14 protein-coding genes and 2 pseudogenes are annotated in these 26,567 nt (G+C 69.9%); 10 read left to right on the top strand and 6 right to left on the bottom strand.

Features of this window, described 5'->3' with window-relative positions:
- Positions 1-161: 161 nt before the first annotated feature.
- Entirely contained in the window at positions 162-977 is an 816-nt protein-coding gene (locus tag ACFVTF_RS24645; RefSeq protein WP_387816508.1) for an SAM-dependent methyltransferase, read from the bottom strand.
- A gap of 423 nt (positions 978-1,400) precedes the next feature.
- On the opposite strand from ACFVTF_RS24645, the gene ACFVTF_RS24640 reads away from it, so the two are divergent.
- Both ACFVTF_RS24640 and ACFVTF_RS24635 read left to right on the top strand, forming a co-directional pair.
- Positions 1,401-1,961 carry an RNA polymerase sigma factor gene (locus tag ACFVTF_RS24640; RefSeq protein ID WP_371516143.1) on the top strand — a complete coding sequence of 187 codons (561 nt, stop codon included), beginning with the start codon at positions 1,401-1,403 and terminating at the stop codon, positions 1,959-1,961.
- Complete coding sequence (locus ACFVTF_RS24635; RefSeq protein WP_371516144.1) at positions 1,958-2,620, top strand: hypothetical protein; 663 nt, start codon at positions 1,958-1,960, stop codon at positions 2,618-2,620. The genes ACFVTF_RS24640 and ACFVTF_RS24635 overlap by 4 nt, the downstream gene beginning before the upstream one ends.
- A gap of 29 nt (positions 2,621-2,649) precedes the next feature.
- On the opposite strand, the pseudogene ACFVTF_RS24630 reads toward ACFVTF_RS24635, so the two are convergent.
- Positions 2,650-2,814: pseudogene (locus ACFVTF_RS24630) on the bottom strand (pirin family protein); the annotation flags it as partial.
- Between the two features lie 198 nt (positions 2,815-3,012).
- The gene (locus ACFVTF_RS24625; protein WP_387816506.1) at positions 3,013-4,722 is read right to left on the bottom strand and encodes an N-6 DNA methylase; all 1,710 of its coding nucleotides are present in this window, start codon (positions 4,720-4,722) and stop codon (positions 3,013-3,015) included.
- A gap of 253 nt (positions 4,723-4,975) precedes the next feature.
- Between ACFVTF_RS24625 and ACFVTF_RS24620 the strand changes: the two genes are divergently transcribed.
- From ACFVTF_RS24620 to ACFVTF_RS24610, 3 genes are read left to right on the top strand one after another with little or no spacing between them, the layout of a single operon-like run.
- Positions 4,976-11,317, top strand: a complete 6,342-nt coding sequence (locus ACFVTF_RS24620) for a protein kinase (protein ID WP_387816504.1) — start codon at positions 4,976-4,978, stop codon at positions 11,315-11,317.
- Positions 11,318-11,360: 43 nt separating this feature from the next.
- Entirely contained in the window at positions 11,361-14,312 is a 2,952-nt protein-coding gene (locus ACFVTF_RS24615) for a helicase-related protein (protein WP_387816502.1), read from the top strand.
- Positions 14,312-18,445, top strand: a complete 4,134-nt coding sequence (locus tag ACFVTF_RS24610; protein ID WP_387816500.1) for an Eco57I restriction-modification methylase domain-containing protein — start codon at positions 14,312-14,314, stop codon at positions 18,443-18,445. Before ACFVTF_RS24615 ends, ACFVTF_RS24610 begins: the two co-directional genes overlap by 1 nt.
- 220 nt (positions 18,446-18,665) lie before the next feature.
- Here ACFVTF_RS24610 and ACFVTF_RS24605 read toward each other — a convergent pair whose 3' ends face one another.
- Complete coding sequence (locus tag ACFVTF_RS24605) at positions 18,666-18,992, bottom strand: NUDIX domain-containing protein (RefSeq protein WP_387816498.1); 327 nt, start codon at positions 18,990-18,992, stop codon at positions 18,666-18,668.
- Positions 18,993-19,076: 84 nt separating this feature from the next.
- Positions 19,077-19,250: a hypothetical protein gene (locus tag ACFVTF_RS24600; RefSeq protein WP_387816496.1), complete on the bottom strand. Its 174-nt coding sequence runs from the start codon at positions 19,248-19,250 to the stop codon at positions 19,077-19,079.
- Between the two features lie 391 nt (positions 19,251-19,641).
- On the opposite strand from ACFVTF_RS24600, the pseudogene ACFVTF_RS24595 reads away from it, so the two are divergent.
- Positions 19,642-20,386, top strand: a pseudogene (locus ACFVTF_RS24595) (Scr1 family TA system antitoxin-like transcriptional regulator).
- Positions 20,383-20,595, top strand: a complete 213-nt coding sequence (locus ACFVTF_RS24590) for a DUF397 domain-containing protein (protein WP_387816495.1) — start codon at positions 20,383-20,385, stop codon at positions 20,593-20,595. The pseudogene ACFVTF_RS24595 and the gene ACFVTF_RS24590 overlap by 4 nt, the downstream one beginning before the upstream one ends.
- A gap of 288 nt (positions 20,596-20,883) precedes the next feature.
- Here the strand turns inward: ACFVTF_RS24590 and ACFVTF_RS24585 are convergent, their stop codons facing one another.
- Positions 20,884-21,396, bottom strand: a complete 513-nt coding sequence (locus ACFVTF_RS24585) for a hypothetical protein (protein ID WP_387816493.1) — start codon at positions 21,394-21,396, stop codon at positions 20,884-20,886.
- A gap of 236 nt (positions 21,397-21,632) precedes the next feature.
- Here ACFVTF_RS24585 and ACFVTF_RS24580 point away from each other — a divergent pair, with 236 nt between their 5' ends.
- From ACFVTF_RS24580 to ACFVTF_RS24570, 3 genes are read left to right on the top strand one after another with little or no spacing between them, the layout of a single operon-like run.
- A complete protein-coding gene (locus ACFVTF_RS24580) occupies positions 21,633-23,423 on the top strand; it encodes a DUF6119 family protein (protein ID WP_387816491.1) in 1,791 nt (596 codons plus the stop codon).
- A gap of 45 nt (positions 23,424-23,468) precedes the next feature.
- Positions 23,469-25,229, top strand: a complete 1,761-nt coding sequence (locus ACFVTF_RS24575) for a DUF4357 domain-containing protein (protein WP_387816489.1) — start codon at positions 23,469-23,471, stop codon at positions 25,227-25,229.
- Complete coding sequence (locus ACFVTF_RS24570; protein ID WP_387816487.1) at positions 25,226-26,497, top strand: McrC family protein; 1,272 nt, start codon at positions 25,226-25,228, stop codon at positions 26,495-26,497. The genes ACFVTF_RS24575 and ACFVTF_RS24570 overlap by 4 nt, the downstream gene beginning before the upstream one ends.
- The last annotated feature ends 70 nt before the right edge of the window (positions 26,498-26,567 follow it).

The raw sequence follows: 26,567 nt of genomic DNA, 5'->3' as shown, positions 1-26,567 counted from the left end.
GCCGGTGTACGGGCTTGAACATCCGGGCTCCGGAGCTGCCAGACTGGAAGCCGTCGGACTGGAAACTGCCGGGCTGGGAGCTGCTGGACGGGGAGCCACCGGACGGGGAGGACGGCTCAGGGGAGGACGACTCAGGGGCGGACGGCTCAGGAGCGGACGACTCAGGGGCGGATGGCGACGGCCCCGTAGCAGGAGGCCGCTGCGTCGGTGATGTGCTCGGCGTCGTCCGCAGGCGCCGGGTGCCAGCGCGGAGTGGCCGCGACGCCCGGCTCCAGGAGGTTCCAGCCGGTGAAGAACTGCGCGAACTCGTCGCGGGTGCAGGCGGCGACGGGGGTGCCCGCGGCGGTGTAGACCTGGATGAGCCGGGCGGTCTCCTCGGCGGCGAAGTCCTGCGTGAAGTGGCTGACCACCAGCGCGGAACCGCTGGGCAGTTGTGCCTTGAGCCCTTCGGTGATCCGCTGGGCGTCGAACGGCACGAAGTGCAGCAGGGCGTTCATGCTGAGCGCGATCGGCTGGGTGAAGTCCAGGACGGCCCGGGCCGAGTCCAACAGGTCTCCGGGCTCACGCACGTCGGCCTGGACGTAGGCGGTGACGCCCTGCTCGGTGCCGTGCAGCAGCGCCTTGGCGTGGAGGAGCACGATCGGGTCGTTGTCGGCGTAGACGACCTTGGCGTCCGGTGCGACCGACTGCGCGACCTCGTGCAGGTTCGGCGAGGTGGGGATCCCGGTGCCGATGTCGAGGAACTGCCGGATCCCGGCCTCGGCGAGCAGCTGCGTCGACCGGCGCATGAAAGCGCGGTTGGCGCGCGCGGCGGAGCGGGCGTACGGGAAGACCGCCAGGGCCCGGCCGGCGGCCTCACGGTCGGCGGGGAAGTTCGTCGTGCCGCCGAGGTAGTAGTCGTACATCCGTGCGGAGTGGGCCAGGTGTATGTCGAGGTTGACCTCTACGTCGTCGGTCCTGGCGGTGCCGTCCGTCATGCGTTCCCCCTGATACGTCATCGACTCGCCCTGCGCAGGACAGGACCGATCCGCGCCCGCGCCACCGTGGCGAGCGGTGGCGGCCCCTGGCGCGGCCCCTTCCACTATGCCCACACGCCCGAACGGCCAAGCAAGGGCCGCCACCGGTGACGACGCGACCGTGAAGCAGGACGACCGAATCAGAGCATGTGGTGACTCACTCTGACCATGTTCCTGCACGGTATCTCCATCATCCGCCGCACCTTATGTCTGATCTCGAAACACCTTGTCGCGGTTTAACATCTCGGCATCCAATCCGCCTTAATGTTCCTACCAGGGAAGCGAGTTCACACTGTGACCGCCGTACGGCCGTGGGGTTCGACCACGGTCGGCGGCCCGCGCCGGATGGCCGCCGACAGGCGTGCCGCAGGGGAGGAATGGGACGTGACCGAGAGCGACTGGGTGGTCGGAGACCGGGACCGCCTGACGTTCGACGCGTTCTGCGACACGCACGAGGGGGCGTGGAGCGGATTCGCCCGCGCACGCCTTCGCGACGACGCCGCCGCACACAGAGCGGTGGAGATCGCGAAGGTCCGCGTGTGGAAGGAGTGGCCGCGCATCCTCCGAGAGAAGATCCCACCGTTCCACGCCTGGACGATCCTCAAGGAGGAGATCGGCGCCGCCCTCGCGGAACTGATGATGAACGGCGAGCCGCTGCCCACCCAGGCGAGCGTCCCCGGGTGGGTCTACGCCGTGCGGATCGCCGCCGAGCGGGCGCAGCACCTGATGGAGACCGGCGGCACTCACGAGCAACTGTACGTCGCACTGCGGCGGTTGTCCGAGCGGCGGCACGACGTGATCGTGCTGCGCTACCTGCTCGACCTGCCGGACGAGCAGATCGCCGACTGCCTGGGGACGACCGAGGCCAACGTCCGTTCGACCGCGAGCCAGGCTCTCGACCGTCTGGCCGCGGCGCTCGGCGGCCGACGCGGGGAGAACCGGTGAGCACCGAGCACGACCGGGCCCTGCACCCGAACATGGCCGGCATCCACCTGCCCACCCGGGCCCCGCGGCCACAGCCGGGGGGCACGGGCGTCTCCTGGGATCGGCTGCTGACCGCCCCGAGCCCCCTGTCCTCCGAGCACAAGCAGGCGGCCCACGAACTCGACCTCGCCGCGTCCCTGGTCCTCTCGATGCCGTCCGCCGCGGCCTCCCTGGGCCTCCTCGTCAACGGCGAGCAGATCCACCCCGAGGGCGCCCTCGTCCTCGGCGCGCTGCTGTACGTCGCGGGCCATCGCGACGGCGCCCAGTTCTGGTGGCAGTTCGCCGCCGGCGGCGGTTCCTACACCTCCGCATCGTTCCTGAGCCTGTTGCACCGCAGCCTCGGGGAGTTCCTGGACGCGGAGGTATGGCGCCAACAGGCCGAAGCGCTGGCCACCAAACCCCGCCCGCCGCAGCACGTCCTGAGCACCCCTCACGCACTGCTGCCGGCCCAGGTGCTCACCGACATCCTCGCCCGCTGCCACTACGGCCTCGACGTGAAGCTGCCTCCCCGCCTCGCGGCCGTCATCCACCAACTCCCCGTCGCCGCCGACGACCCCGAGTACGGCGAACTCCCCCAGATGAGCAGCACCCTCGTCCGCGACCTCACCGACGAACGCTAGCCAGCGACCGCGCCCCCCGTCTCCCCGCCTCAGCGCACGCGCCCCCGGGCCTTCAGCGGGAGGGCGGGAAGCTCCGGCGCCCGCAGCCGGTCGCCGGCGTAGCCGTGCACGTCGCCGAAGCGGGCGGTGGACATCCAGTCCTCGCGGGCCTGGGTGATCTCCTCACCGGACCGGCCGATGAAGTTCCACCACATACCACGCGATCCACGGTTCCTCCCAGATCAGGGGCCTGGTGGACCATCCGCGGTCAGCAAATCGTCAGCATGAGGCCCGCACTCCCCCAATGACCCGCGGCGACCTCGTCTCCGATCAGCCCGCAGGCCTCACGGACCGGTACGGGCTGGCAACTCGTCGCTCAGCCGGAGTGCGCGACCGGGACCGCAGGTCCCCGTTCACGTCCCGTCAGGCTCCAGATCTCCGGTACCCAGTCCTTCCCGGGCGATCTCGGCGAGCCGCTGCGCGGCTTGCGCCAGCCTGGTGGCCTCGCGTTCCATGTCGCGCAGCGCCCGGAACGCGAGGCCATAACGGCGCTGGACGGAGAGTTCGCGCTGGGGAATACGAGCACCCTTGACGTCCAGACGGTGCGAACCGCTCTGGGAGGTGGACCGGCGGACGTTGGGACTGGCATGGAGGAATCCGTCAAGGTACTCGGGGTCGACCTGGCTGCCCACCACCCGGGGTTCGCCGTCACGCAGTTCGACGAGTCCGGCACGGACGAGGTCGGAAACGGTGACGGTGGCTCCGTCCCACAGGTCGGCGCCGTTGCCGCGCCGCAGCTCGGGCAACCGGCCGTGCAATCCGGCAAGGGCGTCGGCGAGTTCGGATCGCGCCTGCTCGTACGCGTGGGCGAAATCCCGCCGGACAGTGGGAAGGTGGACCGCAGGGGTGAGGTCGACGACGTCGTCCAGGAGGTCCACCAGCGGAACATCCACAGTCTGTGCGTCGGTCGGCCGGAGCGGACCGTTGGGGGTGTTCCCCGTCAGGTCGATCAGGCGGACGCTATCGGGGCGCGGTTCGGCGTCCACCGGTCGCCGAAGGTTCCATAGGTGAACAGGGAGGACATGGCCGGAAGCCACCCCACCGGGAAGGGCCACGACCTGACGGACGATGCCGCGGCGGACCAGCTCGGCGCGGATCCGACGCCCGGCTTTGCGGTAGGCGACGGAGGCAGGCATCACCATGAGGACCTGGCCGCCCGGGGCGGTGTGTGCGTAGGCGTGTTGGAGCCAGGCCAGCTCGCCCTCCGCACGGGACGGGGTACCGAACTCCCAGCGGTGGTCGAGCAGGAGTTCATCCCGTCCCCAATCCCCGGCCGCGACGGGCGGGTCGCAGAGCACGAGGTCCGCGGCGAGCCCCGGATAGTGGTCACCCCGCAGGGAGTCGCCGTGGGCGATCCGGACCTCGCCCTGGCAGGCGAGGCCGGCACGAGCAACGGAGATGTCCACGGCGTCGATGTCGATGTCCTGGCCGACCCGGACGAGATCGTGCTCGGCCTCCAGCGCGAAGAGCAGGGCACCGATCCCGCACGCCGGGTCGAACACGGTCCAGCCGGACTGGGGCGTGGGCGCGAAGTGGCCGACAGCACGGACAATCAGCGGCGAGGTGACCTGATCGGACCCCGCCCGGCGGACGGAGTCGGCCATCCGGTCGGTGAGTGCACGCAGCACGATGCTCGGGTCCGACTCCTCGACGAGTCGGTCCAGCAGGACCTGCACAGCGACCGGCAGAGGTGAGGTCGTCCCCGTGGCGTCACTACCGGCGTCGCCTTCGGAGCGGCCGGTCTGCGCGAGGTACCTCGCCGCAGCCGCCACGGCAGCCACAGTCGCGTCGCCGTACGCCGTGCGCAGCGCCTGCCAGGTCTGAACCTCCAGGGAGACCTCCTGGTGCCGGTCGCGTCGACGCAACCATTCCTGGACGGCGGGCCAGTCGAAGAGCGGGCTCGAACCACTTCCGGCGGCGGCGGTCGGGAAGTCGTCGTAGCGGCGCCGCCAGTTGGAGACCGCGGCTCGGGTGACACCTGCCAAGCGGGCAATCTCGGCACTGGTGACGAGTGAGGGTGGCGCATCGTCGCTGACCGGTCCGAACGTCGCAGGGTCTGCCATGGCCACCACCGTACACGCTGCTCCCCCCATACACAGGAGACTCTCATTGTGTTGACACCACTCACGCACCAGCTCCTCCCGTAGTGGCACTGCCGGCGCAAAAAGCAGGTGGGAACTACTTTACATGGAAGCGAGTTGACATAGTCAACATGCATTTGATTTTGTGCACAGCTCGTCGAGTAAGCTGGCAGCCGGCAGGCTGCCCGTCTGCTGCGCACGACGAGAACAAGACACGTGAGGCAGGGGAGCGCCGGTGGGTCTGGGGACGGTCGCAAGCAGGTTCAGCATCGTGGGGCCTGTCGGTCGCGGCAACATGGGGGAAGTCCACGAAGCGATCGACCTCGACGCCCCGGACGGCTCCCGGGACCGGAAGGTCGCCCTGAAGACGATCCTGCGCAGCCGGACCGGCCTCGCGATCGACGCGTCCGAGGACAGCAAGGAGGTCGAGCGCTTCCGCCGCGAGGTGGACATCATGCGCCGCCTCTCCCCCCGCCACCCCAATCTGACCCGCCTCGTCGCCGGTGGCGTGGACACCTCGGCCACCGGCGGCAGCCTGCCGTACCTGGTGATGGAACTCCTCGACGGGAGTCCGCTCGGTGACCTGATCGAGGAGGAGCCCCAGCTCCCGGTCTCCTGGGCCGCCGCCATCGCGGCGCAGATCGCGGCCGGCCTGGCCTCGGCACACGCGGCGGGTGTCGTTCACCGCGACCTCAAGCCGGCCAACGTGATGCTCACCCGCGACGGCACGGTCAAGATCCTCGACTTCGGCATGGGCCGGATCGTCGACGACCCCGATCAGGTCCGGCTCACCAGCACCGGGGTGGGCGTCGGCACCGCCCGCTACATGGCCCCGGAACAGTTCCGGGCCGAGCAGGTGACGGCCCCCGCCGACCTCTACGCGCTGGGCTGCATCCTCTACGAGCTGCTGATCGGCAAGCCCCCCTTCGCCGCGAAGACGGCCTTCGACCTCTCCGAGCAGCACAAGCACGACACTCCGCCGTCGGTCACGGTCATCCGCCCCGACCTGCCGCCCGAGCTGGTCCGTCTCCTCTCCCGGCTGCTGGAGAAGGACCAGGCCAACCGGCCGGAGAACGCGACCCTGGTCCGCGAGGCGCTGGTCCCGCTCGCCCTGGCCCCGGACGAGACGGCCGCCCTGCTCGCCCCGCACTGGACGGCGATGGACCCGGTCGAGCGGCTGCGCGCCGACTTCCCCGAGCCCACCTCGGCCGCCCCCGTGCCGGTTCCGCGCCCGCCCCGCAGGCTGCCGGACGCGATGGACGTCTTCGGCATCCACAGGACCCTGATTGACGAGTACGAGCGCTTCACCAAGGGCGCCACAGTCGTCCGGGACGGCCGGATCGCCGGCTTCATCGAGGACGACCTGGCGGGCAAGTCGCAGTGGCCCGATCCGTGGCTCTCCCTCAACCCCTTCTTCGCGGACGGAGGCCAGGTCACCGACCTCGTCCGGGACGGCATCCTCGACCCGAAGTGCGCCGAGATCTTCCAGGCCGACAAGAAGAAGACCTCGCCGCGCCCCGACGGCCGGCCGCTCACGTTCCACCGCCACCAGCGCGAGGCCATCGAGGCTGCGCAGGCCGGCGACTCCTACGTACTCACCACGGGCACCGGCTCCGGAAAGTCGCTCTCCTACATCGTCCCGATCGTCGACCGGGTGCTGAAGGAGCGCGCGACCGAACGGCCGGGCGCGCCCAAGCGGGTGCGGGCGATCGTCGTGTACCCGATGAACGCGCTCGCCAACTCCCAGCGTCAGGAGCTGAAGAAGTACCTGCGGTACGGATTCGGCAAGGGCGGCGAGCCGGTCACCTTCGCGCGCTACACGGGACAGGAGAGCGAGGAACAGCGCGAGGCCCTCCGGAAGAATCCCCCGGACGTCCTGCTCACCAATTACGTGATGCTGGAGCTGATGCTCACCCGCCCCGGTGACCGGGACAGCCTGGTCCGGATGGCCGAGGGGCTGCAGTTCCTGGTCTTCGACGAGCTGCACACCTATCGGGGCCGGCAGGGCGCCGATGTCGCCCTGCTCATCCGCCGGGTCCGCGAGGCCTGCCGGGCGGCGGACACGCTCCAGTGCATCGGCACGTCCGCAACCATGTCGACCGAGGGAAGCTGGGAAGAACAGCAGCGGGAGGTCGCCAAGGTCGCCGGCCGGCTGTTCGGCACCACCATCCTGCCCCGGCGGGTGATCGGCGAGACGCTCGTCCGCGCCACCGAGGAGCCGCCCACAACTGTCCCGGCCGAGCGGCTGCGGGCCGTCGCCGCACCCCGCGGCTACGAGGCACTGACGAAGGACCCGCTGGCCCGCTGGATTGAGTCGCGGTTCGGGCTGGAGCGCGAGGACGGAACCGGCCGGCTCCGCCGTCGCACTCCCGGCAGGATCGAGGAGGCCGCGGCCGAACTCTTCGCAGCGTCCGGGGTCCCGGAGGAAACCGCCCAGGAGGCGATCAGGGCAACGCTGGAAGCCGGCTCCCAGGCCAAGCACCCGATCACCGAGCGGCCGCTGTTCGCGTTCCGGCTGCACCAGTTCCTCTCCAAGGGCGACACCGTCTACACGACCCTGGAGGACCCGCTCACCCGCCCGCTGACCCGCACCTACCAGCTGGAACAGCCCGGCAGCGACGGCAGGCCGCTGTTCCCGCTGGCGTTCTGCCGCGAGTGCGGCCAGGAATACGTCACCGTGTGGCGCACCACCGAGGACGGCACGGTCCGCTACGAGCCGCGCCGCGACACCTCCGCCTCCGGCGGGCGCGACGGCGAGGGCTACCTCTGCATCGGTGTGCCGGGTGAGGACTACGAGTGGCCGGCCGACCCGCAACGGGCGGTCGACGACCGCCGGCTCCCCGAATCCTGGCTGGAGCCGGACGCCCAGGGTGTGAACACGGTCAAGAAGTCCTACCGTCCACGGCTGCCGCAGCGCGTCGTGGTCGACCCGCACGGCCGGGAGTCAGGAGAAGGGCTGGTGGCCGCGTTCGTCCCCGCGCCCTTCCTGTTCTGCCTGCACTGCCAGATCTCCTACGAGCAGACCCGCGGCCGGGACTTCGCCAAGCTCGCCACCCTCGACCAGGAGGGCCGTTCCTCCGCGACCTCCGTAGTCTCCGCGACGATCGTAAAGTCGCTGCGCGAGGTCCCCGCGGAGGTGCTGTCCAAGCGGGCCCGCAAGCTGCTGACCTTCGTCGACAACCGGCAGGACGCCTCCCTCCAGGCCGGGCACTTCAACGACTTCGCCCAGGTCACACAGTTGCGCGGCGCCCTGTACCAGGCGGCGGTGCAGGCCGGCGAGGACGGCCTGCACCACGACGACCTGGCGCAGGCGGTCACCGACGTGATGGGCCTCGCCCCGCACGAGTACACCGGCAATCCGAAGCTGGCCCCCGCCCTCGAGCGGCGGGCCACCAAGACCTTCCGCGACGTCGTCGGCCACCGGCTCTACCGTGACCTGGAACGCGGGTGGCGGATCACCATGCCGAACCTGGAGCAGACCGGCCTGCTCCGCATCGACTACGAGGACCTGGAGTGGATCGCCGGCGACCAGGAGAGCTGGCAGGCTTCGCACGCCGCCCTGCGCGACGCCGAGCCGGCGCTGCGTGCCGAGATCGCACGGACGCTGCTGGACTTCATGCGCCGGGCGCTCGCCGTCGACGTGCAGTACTTCCGCGACGACTTCGACGCCCTCCAGCGCGCCAGCGAGGAACGGCTGACCGGTGCCTGGGTGCTCTCGGAGAGCGACAAACCCGCCATCGGCACGGCCTATCCGTCCGCCTCCCGGCCCGGCCTGGAGCGGTCCGCGCTGTTCCTGTCAGCGCGCGGCAAGTTCGGCAAGTACCTGCGGCGCACGGCCCCCGCCTTTCGCGGACTCGACCCGGTGGACCTCCAGCAGATCATCGCGGAGCTGCTCGGGGTGCTCCGCGACGCCGGCCTGGTGCACGAGGTGGAGGTCGCACCCGAGAACGCCGGCCCCGCCTACCGCCGCCGCGCCACCGAGAGGCGCACCGGGTACCGGGTCTCCGCCGCCGTGCTCGTCTGGCGCGCGGGCACCGGGGACACCGGTGCCCTCGACCCGCTGACCCGCACCTACAACAGCGGGGAGGGGCCGCGCGTCAACCCCTTCTTCCGTCGCCTGTACCGGGACGCGGCCACCGGGCTCTCCGGGCTGTTCGCCCGCGAGCACACCGCGCAGGTCACCCCAGAGGAGCGCCAGCAGCGCGAGAAGGACTTCTACGAGGCCGACCTGCCGCTGCTCTACTGCTCGCCGACGATGGAGCTGGGTGTGGACATCTCCTCCCTCAACGCCGTCATGATGCGCAACGTGCCGCCGACGCCCGCCAACTACGCCCAGCGCTCCGGCCGCGCCGGGCGATCCGGTCAGCCCGCGCTGGTCACCACCTACTGCGCGACCGGCAACAGCCACGACCAGTACTACTTCCGTCGCTCGCGTGACATGGTCGCCGGCCAGGTCGCCCCGCCGCGTCTGGACCTCGCCAACGAGGACCTGGTCCGTTCCCACCTCCACGCCATCTGGCTGGCCGAGACGGGCATGAAGCTCGGGCGCGCCGTCCCGGACGTGATCGACGTCGCCTACGACCCCGACGGCGAGGAGCGCCCCGATCCGGGGATGCCGCTGCCGCTGCGCCCCGACGTCCGGGACCTGTCGCTCGACGAGACCGCGCGGCGCCGCGCGGTCATGGCCGCCCGTAGCGTGCTGGCCCCACTCATCCCCGCTTTCGAGGACACCACCTGGTGGTACGACGACTGGATCGAGATCCAGATCGACCAGGCCCCGGGTACCTTCGACGCCGCCTTCGGCCGATGGCGGCTGCTGTTCCGCGCCGCCGTCCTCGACCAGTACGAGCAGAACCGGCGAGTCGTCGACACCACCCTGAGCAACGGCGAGCAGGCGCGCGCCCGTTCCCGCCGCCGCGAGGCCGAGACCCAGCGGGACCTGCTGCTGAACCGCTCCACGGACGCCAAGTCCGTGATGAGCGACTTCAATCCCTACCGCTACCTCGCCTCCGAGGGCTTCCTCCCCGGCTACAGCTTCCCGCGCCTGCCGCTGGCCGCCTACATCGCGCGCTCCGGCAGCCGCCGCAACGCCGACGGCGACTACCTCCAGCGTCCCCGCTTCCTCGCCATCCGCGAGTTCGGCCCCGGGGCCCTGATCTACCACGAGGGCGCCCGCTACCAGGTGACCCGGGTCCAGCTGCCGCCGGACGCCTCGGGCGACCTGGCAACGGCCGAGTCCCGACGCTGCGCCGGCTGCGGCTACCACCACGAGGTGCAGCCCGGCATCGACGTGTGCGAGATGTGCGGGGAACGCCTGCCCAACCCGCGCGGCGGCCTGCTCCAGCTGCGCACCGTCTACACCACCCCGCGCGAGCGGATCTCCTCCGACGAGGAGGAGCGCCGCCGGGCCGGCTTCCGCCTGGAGACCTCGTACGCCTTCCAGGACCACGGTGACCGCAAGGGCCGCCTCACCTCGCACGTCGCCGACGCGGAGGGCGCCCCGGTGCTCACCGTCGACTACGGCGACTCCGCCACCGTCCGGATCACCAACCTGGGCCGCGTCCGGGACCGGCAGGACGTGCCGGACGGGTACTGGCTCGACCTCGGGGACGGCCGCTGGCTCAACGACAAGGCCGCCGCCGAGGCCATCGAGGGCACCGGTCTGCCGGTCGTCGACGAGGAGGGCAACGAGAAGCGCCGCAAGAAGCGGGTCCTGCCCTACGTCGAGGACCGCCGCAACATCCTCGTCGTCACCCTCGACGAGGCCCAGCCGGAGCCGATCGCGCTGTCGTTCATGTACGCGCTGGAGCGCGGCATCGAGGCCGCCTTCGAGCTGGAGGACGCCGAACTGACCGCCGAACTCCTGCCCCCGGACGACGGCCCGCGCCGCCGGATCCTCCTGACCGAGGCCGCGGAGGGCGGCGCGGGTGTGCTGCGCCGGCTCCAGCACGACCGTGACGCGCTCGCCCGGGCGGCCCGGACCGCACTGGACCTCTGCCACTTCGACCCGGTGGACGGAGCCGACCGGGGTGGCCCCGCCGAGGGCGAGGAGTGCGCCCGCGGCTGCTACGAGTGCCTGCTCACCTACGGCAACCAGGGCCACCACCGCCAGCTCAGCCGCCACACGGCCCGTCCGCTGCTGCTGCGGCTCGCGACGGCACGGACCGAGCGCGAGGCCCGCGGCGGGTCGCGCAGCGAGCGGTACCGGCTGCTGGCGGCCAGTGCTCCCGGCGACGCTGCCGGGGCCGCGCCGGCCGGTGCGCTGGAGACCGATCTCGTCGCGCTCGTCGCAGCCGGGGACCTGCTCGCCTGGCTGAAGGCCAAGGGGCACCGACTGCCCGACGAGGTCGCCCGGTTCGTTCCGGAGGCCGCCGCCAAACCCGACCTGATCTTCCGGGTCGACGGCGCCAACGTGGCCGTGTTCGTCGACGGCCCGGCCCACGGCGACGACGCCGCCCGCGACGACGAGGCCGCGGACCGGCTCCAGGAGATGAGCTGGGACGTCCTGCGCTTCCCCGTCGGTGGAGACTGGGACTCCATCGTCGAGAAGAACGCCGACTACTTCCGCACCCGCTGACGTCCCGACCCGCCGACCACACCGTAAGGAACCGAGACACTCCATGAGCCCCACGTACACGGCCGGCTCGCTGGTGACCGCCCGCGGCCGGGACTGGGTGGTACTGCCCGACAGCGCCGCCGACCTGCTGGTGCTGCGCCCGCTGGGCGGCAGCGACGACGACATCGCCGCCGTCTTCCCGGCCTTCGAGGACGTCCGGGAGGCCAAGTTCGCCGCCCCCGGCCCGGAGGACCTGGGCGGCCAGTACGCCGCCGGACTGCTGCGCACCGCCCTGCGGATCGGCTTCCGTTCGGGCGCCGGCCCTTTCCGCTCGCTGGCCTCCATCGCGGTGGAGCCGCGCGCCTACCAGCTGGTGCCGCTGCTGATGGCGCTGCGCCAGAGCACCGTCCGGCTGCTGGTCTCGGACGACGTCGGCATCGGCAAGACCGTCGAGGCGGGCCTGATCGCCAAGGAACTGCTGGAGCAGGGCGAGGCGAGCCGACTGGCCGTGCTCTGCTCCCCCGCGCTGGCCGAACAGTGGCAGGGCGAGCTGCGCGAGAAGTTCGGCATCGACGCCGAGCTCGTGCTCTCGTCCACCGTCTCCCGGCTGGAGCGCGGTCTGGAACTCGGCCAGTCGATCTTCGACAAGCACCCGTACACGATCATCTCGACCGACTTCATCAAGTCCACCCGCCACCGCGAGGACTTCTACCGCCGTTGCCCCGACCTGGTCATCGTCGACGAGGCACACACCTGTGTCGCCGCCGACGACGACCGGACCGGGTCCAAGTCCGGTGCCAACCAGCTCCGTTACGAGCTGCTGAAGCGCGTGGCCGGCGATCCCGAGCGGCACCTGGTGCTGCTCACCGCGACCCCGCACTCCGGCAAGGAGTCCGCCTTCCGCAACCTGCTCGGCCTGGTCAAGCCCGAGCTGGCGAACGTGAACCTGGACAGCCCGGTGGGCCGGGCCAAGCTCGCCGAGCACTTCGTCGCCCGCAAGCGCGCCGACGTCCGCAGCTACCTCACCAAGGAGGACGGCCTCGCCGACGACTCACTCGCCGAGCGCACGGCCTTCCCGTCCGACCGCTGGACGAAGGACGAGCCGTACAAGCTCGCCCCCGGCTACCGGGCCCTGCTCGACGACGCGATCACCTACGCGGGCAACCGCGTCCGGGCCGCCGGCGGCGAGGGCAAGCGTGAGGCACGGATCGCCTGGTGGTCGGTGATCGCGCTGCTGCGCTCGATGGTCTCCTCGCCGCGGGCCGCCGCCCAGACACTCAAGACCCGCTCGGCCTCGGCCGCCGCCCGCACTCCGCAGGAGGCGGACGCACTGGGCGCGCCGCTGAACAGTGACGCCGCCGACAGCGACACGCTCGAAGGCCTGGACGTCGCCCCCGGCGCCAGCGAGACCGAAGACGCCGGCGCACGCCTGAGGGAGCTGGCCGAGCGGGCCAAGGCCTTGGAGGGGACGCAGCAGGACGCCAAGCTGAAGGCGCTGGTCAAGCACCTCAAGTCACTGCTCGCCGACGGCTACCACCCGATCGTCTTCTGCCGCTACATCCCGACCGCCGAGTACCTCGCGGAGGAGCTGAGCGGCGCGCTCGGCAGGAAGGCCAAGGTCGCCGCGGTGACGGGCACCCTCTCCCCGCAGCAGCGGCTGGAGCGCATCGAGGAGCTCGCCGCCGAGGCCGCCGACGACCCTGCCGCCCGCCGCGTGCTGGTCGCCACCGACTGCCTCTCGGAGGGCGTCAACCTCCAGCACCACTTCGACGCCGTCGTCCACTACGACCTCGCCTGGAACCCGACCCGCCACGACCAGCGTGAGGGCCGCGTCGACCGGTACGGGCAGAAGCGCGACCAGGTCCGCGTCATCACCATGTTCGGCGAGGACAACGGCATCGACGGCAAGGTCCTGGAGGTGCTGTTCGCCAAGCACCGGCAGATCCAGAAGGACCTCGGGATCTCGGTGTCCGTCCCGGATGAGACCGCGTCGGGTGTCACCGACGCCATCGTGGAGTGGCTGCTGCTGCACGGGCGGCAGGGCGTCCAGGACAGCCTGTTCGACCTGCCCGGCGCCCAGGAATCCTTCGACCGCGCCGAGCGGGAGTGGAACTCGGCGGCCGAGCGCGAGCGGACCTCCCGCTCAAAGTACGCGCAGCGGTCCATCCACCCCGAGGAGGTCGCCCGCGAGGTGGCCGCCGTCCGGGCGGCGCTGGGCGGCGCGGAGGAGGTCCGCGAGTTCACCCTGGCGGCGCTGCACGGTCTTGAGGCCCTGGTCCGTGATCCTCGGGACGGCTCCGGGGACTTCACGGCGCAGGTCGGCGGCACTCCGGCGGGCCTGCGCGACGCGCTGGCCGCCACGCTGGGCGGCCGGATCGTCGAAGAGGACCGCGAGATCCCGTTCCGCACCGAACCGGCGATCGGCCGGGGCGAGGCGGCGCTGGTGCGTACGGATCCGGCGGTCAGCTCGATCGCAGCGTACGTGCTCGACTCGGCGCTCGACGCGAACACCCCCGGACCGCGGCCGGCACGGCGGTGCGGCGTGGTCACGACTGATGCGGTGACAGTGCGGACGACGCTGCTGCTGGTCCGATATCGGTTCCACCTCACGCTGCCGTCCCGTACTGAGAAGCGGGGGAAGGAGGTCGTCGCAGAGGACGCGAGGCTGCTCGCCTTCGAGGGCATGCCGGCCCGGGCCCGCTGGCTGAGCGACGAGGCTGCAGCCGAGCTGCTGGCGGCGCGTGCCTCGGCCAACACCAGCCCTCAGCTGGCCCGCAACCAGACCGCCCGAACCCTGGACGGTCTGGGCGAGCTGACGGACCACCTGAAGGGGTACGGGACGAGCCTCGCCGCCGAGCTCGACGAGTCGCACCGACGAGTCCGGAAAGCCAGCGACGAGATCGTCCGCGGCCTGAAGGTCGTGCCGCAGGACGATGCCGACGTCCTGGGCGTGTACGTGTACCTGCCCGCCAATCCCGCGCCCGCCGCCGTCCCGTCCGCTGGAGCCGTCGCCTGATGTCCGCCGCCACCACCCGCACTGCCCCGGCCTTCACCACTGTCACCACGGTCGGCGGCCTGCTGCCGAACGACATGCTGCTGCGCATCGCGGAGGCCCGGAACCTGCCGGGCACCAAGCCGGCTGATTACGGGCTCCCCGTGTCCATTCCGGTCCGCGACGAGGCCGAGCGGGCCTGGGAGTACCTGAAGCCGCTCTGGCGCGAGCTGCGCGAGGCCCTGCCGTCCGACCCGAAGACGGGTGCGCCGGCCGCAGACCCAACCGGGCGGGCGGGGAGGGACTGGCTTGCGCAGCTGTTCCGCAAGCTCGACTTCGGCACGCTGACGGTGGTCGGCGCGGAGGGCATCGAGGCCGACGGGGATGCTGGGCACCGCTTCCCGGTCAGCCACCGTCACGGCCCGGCGCTGATCCACCAGATCCCGTGGAACCAGGAGCTGGACAAGCGGGCCGCAGCCGGGCAGGTGCCCCCGCAGTCCATGCTCCAGGACTGTCTGAATCGGACGGAAGCCCACCAGTGGGCCGTCCTCACAAACGGCCGCCGCCTGCGCCTGCTGCGCGATTCGTCGTCCTTCGCCACGGCTGCGTACGTCGAGTTCGATCTCGAAGCGCTGTTCGACGGCGAGTTGTTCAGCGAGTTCGTGCTGCTGTACTGCGTGCTGCACGCCTCGCGGTTCACTCTGCCGGAGGGCTCCCCGGCGTCGGCCTGCTGGCTGGAGAAGTGGCGCACGGAGGCGGTTAGCTCGGGAGCCCGGGCGCTCGACCAGCTGCGCCTCGGTGTGCAGAACGCGCTGACCGTGCTGGGCACCGGCTTTCTGCGCCACCCGGACAACGGTGCGCTGCGGGAGGATGTCCGCCCCAAGGAGCTGCAGGCGGCCCTGCTCCGGCTCGTCTACCGGCTGCTGTTCGTCTTCGTCGCCGAGGACCGCGAGGCCCTGGTCCACCCCGATGCGACCGAGCGGCAGCGCGAGACCTATCAGAAGTACTTCTCGTCAGCGCGGCTCCGCGCCCACGCCCGTCGGCGTCAGGGCACCGCCCACGGTGACCTGTACGAGGCGCTGCGGATCGTCCTCACCGCGCTCGGCACCCCAGGCGGCCGGGAGGAGCTGGGGCTTCCGGGCCTCGGTGGCCTCTTCTCCCACACGGACGCGGATGCACCGCTCGACGGACTGAAGCTCTCCAACGAGGCACTGCTCACGGCAGTGCGGCATCTCGCCCAGGTCCGGGACGTCGGTGCGAAGCGGTGGCGGGCGGTGGACTACCGGCACCTCGACGCGGAGGAACTGGGGTCGGTCTACGAATCCCTGCTGGAACTGGAGCCCAAGCACTCGGCGACGGACCGCAGCTTCGAACTGGTCGAGGTCGCCGGCAACAGCCGGAAGACAACCGGGAGTTACTACACGCCTTCGTCACTCATCGAGTGCCTGCTCGACACCACACTGAACCCGGTGATAGACGATGCCGTGAAGCGTGGCGAGCAGCACGCGAAGGACGCCGAGCGTGCCGACGCGACGGGTGACATCGTCGCGGAGCTGCTGTCGTTGACGGTCTGCGACCCGGCCTGCGGGTCCGGACACTTCCTGGTCGCCTCGGCCCGGCGCATCGCGAAGCGCATCGCGGCTGTGCGCGAGCGCAACCCCGAGCCCACGACGGACGCAGTCCGGCACGCCCTGCACGAGGTCGTCGCTCGGTGCATCTATGGCGTTGACCTCAACCCGATGGCTGTCGAGCTGGCCAAGGTGTCGCTGTGGCTGGAGGCATTGGAGCCTGGCAAGCCCCTTGGCTTCCTGGACGCGCACATCAAGCACGGCAACGGCCTGATCGGCGCAACACCGAAGCTGCTGGCCGACGGCATCCCCGAAGACGCCTTTAAGGCGATTGAGGGTGACGACAGAAAGTACGCGGCCGCTCTTGTCAAGCGGAACAAGGCTCAGCGCGGAGGTGCCAACGAGCTCACGTTCGACGCGAACACACTCCCGGACAACGACGGGTACGCGGCCGAGCTCGCCCGCATCACGGCAGCACCCTCAGACCGTCTGGAGCAGGTACGCGGCCAGGAGGACGCCTACCGCAAGCACATCGAATCGGACGCCTACATCCACGATCTGCATGCCGCCGACGCCTGGTGCGCCGCATTCGTGTGGCCCAAGTATGTCGGCGCGCCCGAGGCACCGACGGATCAGTTCTTCCGCGCTCTTCGCAGCCGCAACCAGTCCGCCGTCCCAGCCACCACGCACGCCGAGATCCTTCGACTCCGCGACCAGTACCGTTTCTTCCACTGGCATCTGGAGTTCCCGGAGGTCTTCTCGGTCCCCGAGTCCGGCGCGGGAGTACAGGCGAATACGGGCTGGGTCGGCGGCTTCGATGCCGTGGTCGGCAACCCGCCATGGGAGCGCGTCAAGCTCCAGGAGCAGGAGTTCTTCGCCCAGCGCGATCCAGCAATTGCGAATGCCAAGAACGCAGCAGCCCGCAAGAGCCTGATCGCTAGCCTGCGCGACGACCCCGACCTCGCACACCTCTACACCGAATTCGAGGACGCCAAGCGTAGGGCGGAAGGCGAGAGCCACTTCCTTCGGACCAGCAACCGCTTCCCACTCACGGGGCGTGGCGACATCAATACCTACGCGGTCTTCACGGAGACCGACCGCATACTGACGAGCATCTGGGGACGCACAGGCGTGATCGTCCCTTCCGGCATTGCCACGGACGCCACCACTCAGTTCTTCTTCAAGGACCTGGTCACTCAGGGACAGCTGGCAGCGCTGTACGACTTCGAGAACGAAGACAAGATCTTCCCGGAGGTCCACAACCAACTCCGCTTCTGCCTCTTCATGCTGCGCAGCCAGGGCGACCTCGAAACCCCGGCCCGGATCGTCTTCAAGGTGCGCCAGCCCGAACAGATTTCCGAGCGCCGATATCAGCTGACGGCGGCCGACATCCTCCGCATGAACCCCAACACGGGAACCTGTCCCACATTCAGCAGTCGTCGCGATGCGGAGATTGCCCTCGATATCTACCGCCGCATCCCGGTACTCATTCACAAAGGACGGGAGGACGGAAATCCATGGGACATTTCATTCATGACCATGTTTCATATGTCGAACGACTCGCGTCTCTTCCGACCAAACGCCGAAGCAGGGGAGACTTTCGATGACCTCCTCAAGGACGGATGGGTACCGAATGGCAACGTCCTGATGCGCGGCAACGAGCGCCTGCTTCCGCTGTACGAGGCAAAGATGCTTCACCATTACGACCACCGTTTCTCTACATACGAGAGCGCCACCGAGAAGCAACTCAACAAGGGCACCTTGCCACGGTTTACCGTCGAACAGCATCAGGATGTATCAGCAGTTCCAGTGCCGCGCTATTGGGTACCGGAGCAGGATGTCTCGACGGGTCGCTACGAAAAGAGCGGAGAGGAAATCAAAGAGGCCGGCGTAGCCTCACGCCTGGCCGCGAGAGGATGGGAGCGCGGCTGGCTGCTCGGCTGGCGCGACATCTGCCGAGCCAGCGACGAACGAACCATGATCGCGGCTATTGCCCCCGCCCATGGCTTCGGACACCCCTTCCCGATCGGCCTTCCGGCCCTGCCGAGCAACTCGCCACTCCTCGCAGCAGCGATGTCCTCCATGGCGTGCGACTACGCCGTTCGCCAGAAAATCGGCGGTACGCACCTCACCTACACCTACGTCGAACAGACGCCGGTTCCGACGCCGTCCCAGCTACTCCCCCACGCTCAGGACGTTATCCCCAGGCTGCTCGAACTCACCTATACTTCCGTAGACATGGCGCCGTTTGCCGCCGACCTCGGTGACGCGGGTGCGCCGTTCCACTGGGACCCCGAGCGCCGGCGCGTGATCCGTGCCGAGCTGGACGCGCTGTTCTTCCACCTCTACGGGATCAACCGCGAGGACACCACGTACATCCTGGATACCTTCAACGTCACTCACGACAACGACGTCAAGGCCCACGGCACCTACCGCACCAAGGAACTCATCCTCGCCGAGTACGACCGGATGGCCGCTGCCGGGTTGACCCTGGAGAACCCGCTGACCAAGGGTGAGTCCGGCACCTACCGCTCCACTCTCAACCCGCCGCCCGGCCAGGGGCCCCGTCACCCCGCCACCGACGCGTAGCCGTCAACGGCCTTGCCCGCCTGGCGCCGTACGCCGGGCAGGCAAGGCCACTCCTACGCCGCCAGGAGGCCCCGGAGAAGCATGGGCAGGTGGGCACCGCGACTCAACACGTCAAGGGTCTGTTCCACCCGACGGCGCTGGTCAGCTTCCATCACCTCACCGAGTTCAGCGCGGTGGACCCAGCGGAGTTCGACGATCTCCGCCGGCGGCCGGTGGCGTCTCACCAGTTCCTCCTGGGCGGCACGAGTCGGCCGCCCCAGCAGACGAAGTTCACGCCCTCGGGCAGGAGGAGTTGCATGCTCACGTAGTCCACGGCGAGGACGCGGGCGAGCGGGAGGGCGAGGCTGGTCTCGGTCTCGGTCTCGGTGTGGCGTCGGGCGGCGAGGTGCGGGAGTTCGTTGCGCTCGGCGCTACCGCCGGGGAGCATCAGGCCGTTCTTGTAGCTGGTGCCGATCAGGAGCACGGCACCGTCCCGGTTGAGGACGAGGGCCTGGTGGCCGAGGCGCCGGCCCGGCGGGTCGGTCAGGATCCTGGGCAGTGAGGTCATCGCGGCTTCTCCAGCAAAGTAGGTTGCGGAGGGCCTGAGGTCGTCAGGCCGACTGCGTACGCCCGTGGCGGCGGCGACCACGTGTCAGTGGATCCATGCTGCCGAGACCGGAAACGCGCCAATCACCCCGGTCGCGAAGACGAGCCCGACGACCAGGAGCCACGGACCGACGGGCCCGTGCCGGATGGACCAGCCGACCGCGAGGGCGGCGAGTGCGCTGAGCGCCACGACGACGGCGTACAACAGCGGCGCCATCACACCCGGGGCTTCAAGCGACGCCTCCGATCGAGCCCGCCGTACGCGGCGGGCTCAGGTGCTGCACGTTGATGAAGCGGGCAGCGTCCAGCTGTTGGAGGTTCTCCGGTCTGGTGGTCCACTCGCAGCCACCGCGCCCGGAGCGGAGGTAGTAGGAGCCCGGCCAGGCAGTCCATGTAAACGCCTTCCGCCGGCCCACCTCCCGACCCTAGCTTGGCCAAGTCGAGGACGATCTCGCCGATTTGGGGACGGCACACGGAGGGTCGACTTCTTTCGCGGCATGACGACCACTCCCTTCTGCAGTCGGTTCACTACCCGGGGTGGCCAACATTGGCATACAGTCGAAACGGCCTTCAACGTGTCAGACGTGGTCGCAGAGTGAGGACACCAGCCTGTGCACAAGCTTGAGCTGGACCCCGATTCGTCTCCCACAGCAGCCTTCGGGGCCTTTCTTCGCGCCACACGCGAGGCCCGGGGCTGAACTCAGGACGATCTCTCAGAGGCCACGGGCTACTCTTCCAAGCACGTCTCGGCTGTCGCAACTGGTCGACGGCCGCCAACTCTTCGCCTGGCGCTGCGACTCGACACGGCATTTCGGCACGGATGGCGTGTTCAAGCGACGGACCGGCGACGTGAAGTGCACGGCCCTGCTGGAGGGATTCGCGGAGTACGTCAGCCAGGAGCGCCGCGCCGTCGAGCTCAGGCTCTTCGATCTCGGCATCGTTCCTGGCCTGCTCCAGACCAAGGAGTATGCGACTGCCATCGCGGCAGGGGCAGTGCGCCGGGGCAGCATCTCGCCGGAACAGGCCAACGAGCGCGTGAGGGTACTTGCCAGCCGACAGGCGCAGCTTCGCCGAGAGCCCTCTCCCTGGTGTACGTCGTCCTGGATGAGAGCTGCATCCGCAGACCGGTCGCCATAGGCGAGGACCGGTCGGTCGTTCGACCTCCCGGTGAACGCGCTGACGCTTCCCAACCGCCCCCTCATGTCCTATGCGGATTCCGCCCAGCAAGGGCATCTGGAGCGGGAGAACGACGCAGTGACACCCGTATTGACGGCCTACTATCAGCTGCAGGCCCTCGCACTCTCCCAGGCCGAGTCCGTGGCTGTGATTCGCCAGCCAAGGAAGGAACTACCGTGACCACCGAACCTCAGTGGTTCAAGTTCTCGTACAGCAGCAACGGCGGCAACTGCGTCGAGGTCGCGCGGAACCTCATGACCGACGGCATCGTCCCCGTCCGCGACTCCAGGGATCCGCAGAGCCCCGCCCTCACCTTCCCGGCCGACGCCTTCACCTCCTTCATCACCGCCGTCCAGGCCGGCGAGTTCGGCGAGTTCGGCGAGGTCTGACACCCGGTGCGACGACTGCCCTGATCGATCAAGCAGGGCAGTCGTCGCACCACGAGGAGTGGGCGTTCCCGTCGACCACGACGGTCCGGCTGGGCCCTTGCCGTTCGAGGTGTTGCCACCCTCGGAGGACCCGCCGCCACCGGAACCCGAACCGGTACCGCCGCAGGCCTGCCCGGGGCGACCGGACCGCGGGTGCACGAATCCTCGCGAAACGGCGGATCGCATCACGCAGTTCGACAAAGCGCCAGAGGTGTCCGCATGAGCCACGACCCACCCAAAGACCCGCGACTAGACTTCCGGGGAGTCCTCGGCGCTCTCCTTGCTCCCACCCATGATCCTGGCGCCCACGAAGACGGCGCCAAGGAGCATTGCGGCGCCGGCGCCGACTGCCACCGTCCTGGAAGTCCTCTCCAGGAACGGCTTGTTCTCGCTGTCCTTCTGGGCTTCCTGATTTACGTTCTGTTGGAAGAACTCATGGAGTGACCGTCGCTGCTCCCAGCTGAGGTCGTCCCTGTCGAGGTCCTTCTGGAGGGCGTCCCTGTGCTGCCGGGCAGCCTGGTGGAAGTGTTCCTGGCTCTTCTCGTTGGCCGAGAGCGTCGACTTGTGTGCCTCCACCATCGAATCCACGGAGTTCTTGGCGAGATCCTTGAACACGGGGAGCTTCTCGATGAGCTTCAGGCGCACCTCGGTGCTCATCTCGGGCATCGCCGCCACGAAATTGACGACCTTGTCCTTGGACAGGTGCCTCCAGGACGGGATTCCCAGCGCCCGCTTGATCCTGGCCTCGTTCTCGTTCTCCACGCCCTGACTCCGTCCATGGTTCTGTAGCGAGTTCCGGATCCTAGCGGCGCCCTCGTACGGTCGGCAGCCGAATCCGGCAGCGCGCCGCCGTCGACGTCGGCTTCTGGCACGGTGCCAGCGCACCGAGCAGCACTGCCAGTTCACAGATCATATGCCACACGCCTGTTAGCATCGCCAACATACTCAACTGCTACTCTGGTTAACGCCAGAGCTCCCTGTCGACGATTGGTACCGCCATGCACGAACAGCTCTCCCTCCTTGCCACCCCCGCCGAGATCGCCGAGCCCACGCTCTACCTGCTCCAGGGCGTGGGCTCCTCGTCCAGGACTCTGCGCCGGGCACTCCGCCGGAGCTCCGAGCAGGGGGAGGAGTTCCAGGTCCGGGACATCTCGGTCGACGGCATTCCCTGTGTCTCCGCGTACGGATACCTCGGCGCGACGGGGAAGCCGCCCTGGCTGGGAGCGCTGAGCCGACTCGTGGACGAGCTGGTCGAACTGACAAGCCGTCGTGCTGGTGCCGTGATCCTCCTGCCCGTGGCCGGCCGGGTCTTCGCGGTCTGCTTCGGGTTCGGTCACCTGCTGCTGGAGACCGACTCGATCGCCCCCTCCTTCGGCATGGACTACGTGCGGCGTACCGCCGACCCGGACACGCTCAAGGAACTGACGCACACCCGGATGGACCCGCGTGTGTACACGGACCGCACCTCCACCGCGCGCGGCCGGCATGCCCGGGAGTTCGAGCTCGACGAGTACGGCGAGATCTGCTCGCGCATGGTCGCCACCGCCCGGGGGACCGGGCTGACCGCCGAGCGGGCCCTCAAGCCGGGGGCCGGGCTTCGGGTCGCCGGGAGCTCCTCCCTCAAGGTCCCGCTCGCGGTGGACGCGACCCACCTCGTCTCGGACCTGCGCACCATCGCGGCGACGCTCGACCAGAAGCCGAATCCGGGCCTCGATGTGCTCTCGCGCATCGACGGTCTTCCGGACACCGACCCGCTGGTCGGGGACCTCGACCAGCGGCTCGCCGAGGCGCTCGGCGACCCGGAGGGCTCGGGGCGAGTCGCCTTCGCATGGCCCACCGCGCTGCTGGACCACCTGCCGGAGTTCTCCGCGCTGCGCGTCCACCCGGCCGGCAATGGCCAGTACTTCCTCACCGAGGAGGTGACGGCCGAGACCTTCCGCGAGCTGCTGGACCGCCTGCCTGCGGAGAAGCGGTTGGCGGCGCTGAGGAAGGCCAGGATCCACGTGGTGTCCGATCCCGCGGGCGAGACGACTGTCGGTTCCACCTCGGCGCTGAGGTGGGTCGCGGCCGAGATCTCGCTGGACAGCGGTCGCTACCTCCGCCAGGAGAACAAGTGGCGCAGGATCGGCGCCGACCACCAGGAGTTCATCGACACCGAACTGCGCGAACTCTTCACGGCCTCGCCGGACCACGGCTTCCCCCCGTGGCCGACGAAGACCGAGGCCGACGCCGAGGGGCTCAAGGACGCACACGAGGCCGGCTACAACGAGCTGGTGGCCAGGAAGCTGGGCTGGTACGTGCTCGACAAGAACATGATCCGCTGTGAGCTCCACCCGGTGCGCGGCTTCGAGGCGGCCGACCTGGTCGCGCCGGACGGCACCCTGGTGCATGTCAAGCGGGCCGGCGAATCGGGACCGCTCAGCCACCTCGCCGTCCAGGGCCGGATCTCGGCCGACGCCCTGCACACCGCCGTCGACGCGAACCGGGCCTTCGTCGAGGCCGTGCGGGCGAAGTCCCCGGACTTCCCCGACGGCCACTTCACGCCGCGCCGGGTGGTCTTCGCCATCGCCCTGAAGACGGGTACCGCCCTCACCCCGGAGTCCCTCTTCACGGTGTCCAAGATCTCGCTGCTCCAGACGGCCCGCGCCCTGCGCCGCCTCGGCATCGAGGTCCACATCCAGCCCATCGACTACCGCGCCCGCGCCACCCAGGACCGCCTGGACAAGCAGCGGGCGAAGCAGCAGAGGCAGAACGCCGCACAGACTTCCCTCACCCCCGCCGCCACGTAGGCTGAGGCGCCGCCGCCCACCAGACCGACGCAGGAAAGGCCCCTCATGTCCCACCCGGATCGCCCCGAGTTCCACATCAAGCTTCCCGGCGTGGACCTCGTCGCACGCGGGCGGCTCCTCGACGAGGTCGGCAACAACGGCTCGCCCAAGTTCCTGCTGCTGGAGGGATCGTCGGCGGCGGCGACGGACTGGCCCAAGCTGGGGGACTACGGCCGCCGGCTGCGCGCCGAACTGCGGACCGACTGGTCGCTCGTGGACGACCGCCCCGGGTACTGGGTGGCGAACCGCGACATCGAGTGCAACTCGCCCTCCGCCGCCGCCACCGTCGTACTCGGTTACAACGCCGGCGGCCCCGAGACCTGGCGGACCACCGAGGGCTACCCCCTCGCCGACTACCTGCCCGGCAGTTGGCGCATCCCGCACAAGGCGTGGCTGGTGCGCGGCTCCAACGTGTCCGGGCACAACCTGGTGCGGCGGCTCTGGCTCGCCGACGGGATCGTCTCGCTCTCCGGTGCCCACCTCCCGCCGCTCGACGAGGCGGACCCGACCAAGAGCGCCCTGCGCAACTACGTCGAAGAGGGCTACGAGGGCTCCGCCACGTACAACCAGAAGCGCGGCCTGGTCGACGACATCCACGCCTTCCTGACCCAGATGCGGCCCGGCGACACCGTCGTAACCCTCGCCGACGGCATGCTCCACCTCGGGGAGATCGACGGCCCGGCCCAGCAGAGCGACTCCCCGGGCGGTCTGTCCAACCTGCGGCGGAAGACCGTCTGGCAGCCGGACGGCCTTCCGTACGAGGACCTGCCGGAGGAGGTGCAGCAGAAGCTGTCGGTCCAGCACGACGTCGTCGACCTCACCCCGGTCGCGGACGTGCTCGCCCGGCTCGTCACCCCGGTGACGGTCTCGGTACCCGCCGCCGACCTGGAGCAGCCGAAGGACCTCTCCCTCCCGCCGGTCACGGCCGCCCTCGCCGACGATCTGCTCGTCCACGGCCTCGCATGGCTGGACGAGGTTCGCGAACTCCTCTGGGAGGAGCGGCAGCTCGTCCTCTACGGTCCGCCCGGCACCGGCAAGACCTACCTGGCCCTGAAGCTCGCCGAGCACTTCGGCGGCGGCCCGGAGCAGGTGAAGCTGGTCCAGTTCCATCCCTCCTACGCCTACGAGGACTTCTTCGAGGGTTTCCGGCCCACCGAGGATCCGGAGACGCACGAGGTCGCCTTCCGACTCACCGCCGGCCCGCTGCGCGAACTCGCCGATCTCGCTTCCCTAGAGGGCAACCGCCACCTTCCCCACTTCCTGATCATCGACGAGATCAACCGGGCCAACCTCGCCAAGGTCTTCGGCGAGCTCTACTTCCTACTCGAATACCGCAAGAAGTCGGTCCGGCTCACGTACTCGGGCGACGACTTCGCCCTCCCGCCCAACCTGTTCGTCATCGGCACCATGAACACCGCCGACCGCTCGATCGCGCTCGTCGACGCCGCCATGCGCCGCCGCTTCGCCTTCGTCGAGCTGTCCCCGCGCATAGAGCCGACCGCCGGCCTGCTGCACCGCTGGCTGGAGCGCGAGCAGCTCAGCCCTGAGCCCGCTCACCTCCTCGACGCCCTCAACGACCGGATAGGCGACCCCGACTTCGCCATCGGTCCCTCCTACCTGATGAGGCCGGGCATCGACTCGGACGACCGGCTGCGCCGCGTCTGGCGGACGAAGATCCTGCCGCTGCTGGAGGAGCACCACTACGGCGAGGGCGAGGACATCGAGGCCCGCTACGGGCTCGACGCCCTGCGGAAGTCGCTGCCGTGAACCCCAACGTTGGCACGCCCGCCGACATCTCACTGCGCGAGCACGCCCCCGCCCGTTCGGTGCCGCTGGACGCCGCCACCGGCCGGGCGCTGGCCGCCTCGGGCGTCCTGAAGAGCGCCGTGCCTGACCCGTACCGGGACGGGCACTGGCTGCTTCGGGCCGGAAGCCTGGTCGGCGCGGTCCGGATCCCGGTGCCCGGGACCGGGCCCGCGCTGACCGTCCGGATAGCACCCAAGACGCCCGTGCGGCGCCTGTTCTTCCTCCTCGGCTTCAGTGTTGACCCGGCGAAGGCCTGGCGGCAGGGCCGGGACGGCACGGTCGACGCGGGAACGTACGAGGACGTGGTGCCAGCCCTCGCACACGCCGTGGAGCGGCAGATCGACGCGGCACTGCTGCAGGGAGTCGTCCAGGGCTACCGGCGGACCGAGGAGTCCGCGCTCGTCGTACGCGGCCGGATCCGCGAGGCGGAACAGATCCGCCGGCACTTCGGTCGCACCCCACCCGTGGAGATCACCTACGACGAGTACACCGCCGACATCCCGGAGAACCGGATCCTGCGGGCCGCCGCCGAGACGCTGCTGCGGCTGCCGGGCGTACCCGGTCCGGTACGGCGGCGCCTGGCGCACCAGCGGGTCCGTCTGGTCGACGCGGAGCCGCTGGTGCGCGGACGTACCCTGCCGGACTGGACCGCTTCCCGCCTCAACGCCCGCTACCAGCCCGCGCTCCGGCTGGCCGAGGCGCTGCTGGCCGGCACCACGCCGGAGCACCGGCCGGGCGAACTCCGCCTGAACGGCTTCCTGTTCGATATGAATTCGCTCTTCGAGGACTTCGTCACCGGCGCCCTGCGGGAAGCCGTCCGCGAGCACGGGCTCTCCGCCCGCCTCCAGGACCGGCACCACCTGGACACCGCCCGCCTCGTCCGGCTTCGCCCCGACCTCGTCGTGTACGCCGCCGACGGCCGGACCCCGGTGGCCGTCGTCGACGCCAAGTACAAGACGGAGGAGAACGGTGCCCACCCGAACGAGGACCTCTACCAGATGCTCGCCTACTGCACGGCCCTCAGCCTGAACGAAGGCCACCTGGTGTACGCGGCGGGCCAGACGGACAGCCGCGTCCACGAGGTGCGCGGCGCCGCGGGCCCCGGCGGACGCGGTATCAGGCTCTACCGGCACGCCCTCGAACTGAATGCCAGCCCGGACGAGCTCCTGACGGACCTCCGCGCCCTGGCCGCACACCTGGCCGGTGCCAACAGCCCTCTGGGATCATGACCTGACGAACTCCCCTGCCGGCCGCGTCCGGCACGCTCGCAGCGATTCCGCGGGCCCTGCGCCGACCTTC

The organism is Kitasatospora sp. NPDC057940 (assembly GCF_042887425.1).
GTDB lineage: Bacteria > Actinomycetota > Actinomycetes > Streptomycetales > Streptomycetaceae > Kitasatospora.
This window is presented reverse-complemented; position numbering and strand designations above follow the sequence as displayed.

What these genes read in the sequence shown, in the direction of transcription:
- ACFVTF_RS24645 (WP_387816508.1), bottom strand. Translation starts at nt 977, where the DNA reads ATGACGGACGGCACCGCCAGGACCGACGACGTAGAGGTCAACCTCGAC.
- ACFVTF_RS24625 (WP_387816506.1), bottom strand. Translation starts at nt 4,722, where the DNA reads ATGGCAGACCCTGCGACGTTCGGACCGGTCAGCGACGATGCGCCACCC.
- ACFVTF_RS24615 (WP_387816502.1), top strand. Translation starts at nt 11,361, where the DNA reads ATGAGCCCCACGTACACGGCCGGCTCGCTGGTGACCGCCCGCGGCCGG.
- ACFVTF_RS24610 (WP_387816500.1), top strand. Translation starts at nt 14,312, where the DNA reads ATGTCCGCCGCCACCACCCGCACTGCCCCGGCCTTCACCACTGTCACC.
- ACFVTF_RS24605 (WP_387816498.1), bottom strand. Translation starts at nt 18,992, where the DNA reads ATGACCTCACTGCCCAGGATCCTGACCGACCCGCCGGGCCGGCGCCTC.
- ACFVTF_RS24580 (WP_387816491.1), top strand. Translation starts at nt 21,633, where the DNA reads ATGCACGAACAGCTCTCCCTCCTTGCCACCCCCGCCGAGATCGCCGAG.
- ACFVTF_RS24575 (WP_387816489.1), top strand. Translation starts at nt 23,469, where the DNA reads ATGTCCCACCCGGATCGCCCCGAGTTCCACATCAAGCTTCCCGGCGTG.